Origin of the sequence: Streptomyces prasinopilosus (assembly GCF_001419695.1) — a bacterium.
Taxonomy (GTDB): domain Bacteria; phylum Actinomycetota; class Actinomycetes; order Streptomycetales; family Streptomycetaceae; genus Streptomyces; species Streptomyces prasinopilosus.
Genome location: NZ_LIRG01000779.1, coordinates 1 through 2366, shown reverse-complemented (window position 1 = coordinate 2366; position 2366 = coordinate 1). Strand labels below are relative to the sequence as shown.

Sequence of the window (2366 nt, the reverse complement as noted above, 5' to 3'; positions counted from 1 at the left end):
TCGCCGCCGCCGCCGCCCTGCGCACCCCCTTGACCGGGATGCGGGTCTCGCGGGCGGCGTCGTACGACACCGCCCGCGAGACCCGCATCCCGGTCAAGGGGGTGCGCAGGGCGACGGCGGCGGCGATGGTCGGTTCGGCGTTCACCGCGCCGCACGTCACCGAGTTCGTGACGGTCGACGTGACGCGCACGATGAAGCTGGTCGAGGAGCTGAAGCAGGACAAGGAGTTCACGGGCCTGCGGGTGAATCCGCTCCTGCTGATCGCCAAGGCCCTGCTGGTCGCGATCCGGCGCAACCCGGACGTCAACGCGTCCTGGGACGAGGCGGCCCAGGAGATCGTGGTCAAGCACTACGTCAACCTGGGCATCGCCGCGGCCACCCCGCGCGGCCTGATCGTCCCGAACATCAAGGACGCCCACGCCAAGACGCTGCCGCAACTGGCCGAGTCCCTGGGTGAACTGGTGTCCACGGCGAGGGACGGCAAGACCTCCCCGGCGGCGATGCAGGCGGGCACGATCACCATCACCAACGTCGGTGTCTTCGGCGTCGACACGGGCACGCCGATCCTCAACCCCGGCGAGTCCGCGATCCTGGCGGTCGGTGCGATCAAGCTCCAGCCGTGGGTCCACAAGGGCAAGGTGAAGCCTCGTCAGGTCACCACCCTGGCCCTGAGCTTCGACCACCGCCTGATCGACGGCGAACTGGGCTCCAGGTTCCTCGCCGACGTGGCCGCGATCCTGGAACAGCCGAAACGGTTGATCAGCTGGGCGTGAGGGCTGCGACCGAGTAGGTTCGTCGCGGGAGGGGCGCCGCAAGTTCGCGTTGCGACGCCCCTCCCGCCGTGCCGGGCTCAGGCCTGGGGGAGTACGTACACCGGGGCCCCGTCCTCGGTTCCGCCCCGCGGGCGGATGCAGGCGTGCTTGCGCAGCAGCCGGAGGCATTCGTTGACGCGGTGCACGGAAAGCCCGGTGCGGGCGGCGATCGACTCCAGTGGCTCGCGCAGCTCACCCTGCTCGACCAGGACCGGGGCGATGACCACGGCCACCGCCCACACGTCCTCGGTCACGGACAACCGCTCCCGCCAGTGAGCCAGTACCGACTCCGTGGTGGGCGGCGCGGTGAAAGCGGTCCCGGGCGTCCGGCGTTCGAGGACGAGCGTGTCGAACCGGTCCGCGATGCGTTCCATCGCCCGCACCATGGCTTGTTGGACGGCGAGGGTCGCCTGTTGCACGGCGAGCGCGTCCTGGTGCGCGGTCAGCATCTCCTTCTGCAAAGCGATCGCCTCACGCTGCCCGCCGGCCAGCTCCTCGTCCAGCCGCAGGTTGTGCGCCTCCAGCCGGACGATGGCTTCGGCGACCTGCTCCGGCATGGCGTAGGCGACGGGGGCACCGGGCTCGGCGGGCTGCACCTCGGCCTTGTCGAGAGAGTACGAACCCTCGTGCTGAACGGTCTCGATGACTTCGGCGACCCACTGCTTGAAGGGTGCGCAAGCCGATTTGGTGCAGGCGTTGACGAGGAGGATGAGACCTTGGAGAGAGATGACGTGCAAGTCTCGACGCCACCCTCTACCTGCGGGAATGCTGAGACCGTAACCTCCAGTTACGGTCTCGAGCATCTCTCGATGCCCGTCGGGAACATGGTCTGCGAGAGCTTTCCGAGAGTTTGTGTGGCCGAGTTCCTTGCAGACGTCCACCGCCGGGAACCAATGTTTCCCGTCCGGCATCGTCAGCCTTCGCACCCGGGCGCCGGTCGCCGCGTAGACGAAGTCGCTGACGTCGATCGCCTCATGCCGCTCGGTGGAACTCTTTCGTTTGCTGGGTTCGTTCATGTGAACCACCTCCGCTGCGGAACGTAGAGCGGAGCGGAGGGCATATGCCAGCCGGTTCGAGGATGTTCACGACTGCGAGCGAAGAAGATCGAAAACCGCGGTATCAGCTGGTGGGAGGGTGTAGGGCGGACCTCGGCCGAGGCGCGGCACAGGGAAGGGAGCCTAGGGGGAACCGTGGTGCGGCGCGGCGTGAGGGGCGAGCGCGGCGGTCAGGGCGCGGTCGCTTCCGGCGGCCGCCAGGAGGCTGAGCCCGACGGGGCCGGCCGGGCCCCGCACTCCGGGCAGGGTCAGCACCGGCAGGCCCGCCGCGCTCGCGGCGCAGACCAGCCGCACCGTCGCGGTCAGCAGGGCCAGGCCGGTGCCGGCCGGGCCGGGCGGGGGAGCCGGGGTCGGGGTCGCCGGCTGTACGAGCGCGGTCCCTGGCGGGACCAGCTCGGCGAGCGTGCTCCGCGCCCGGGCCAGGGTGTCCCGGGCCCATGCCAGGTACTCGGCCGGCATGTCCTCGCCCGCGGCGACGGCGTGCGCGACTGCGGGCGAG

The 2366-nt window shown here is 70.1% G+C and carries 2 protein-coding genes and 1 pseudogene; 1 reads left to right on the top strand and 2 read right to left on the bottom strand.

The features are described from left to right. On the top strand, positions 1-773 hold a 773-nt coding region (locus tag AOK18_RS26310; RefSeq protein ID WP_240503317.1), incomplete at its 5' end, for a dihydrolipoamide acetyltransferase family protein. A gap of 77 nt (positions 774-850) precedes the next feature. Here AOK18_RS26310 and AOK18_RS26305 read toward each other — a convergent pair. After that, positions 851-1828: a BRO family protein gene (locus AOK18_RS26305; RefSeq protein ID WP_055695960.1), complete on the bottom strand. Its 978-nt coding sequence runs from the start codon at positions 1826-1828 to the stop codon at positions 851-853. Positions 1829-1990: 162 nt separating this feature from the next. Next, a pseudogene (locus tag AOK18_RS26300) lies at positions 1991-2366 on the bottom strand (amidase family protein); the annotation flags it as partial.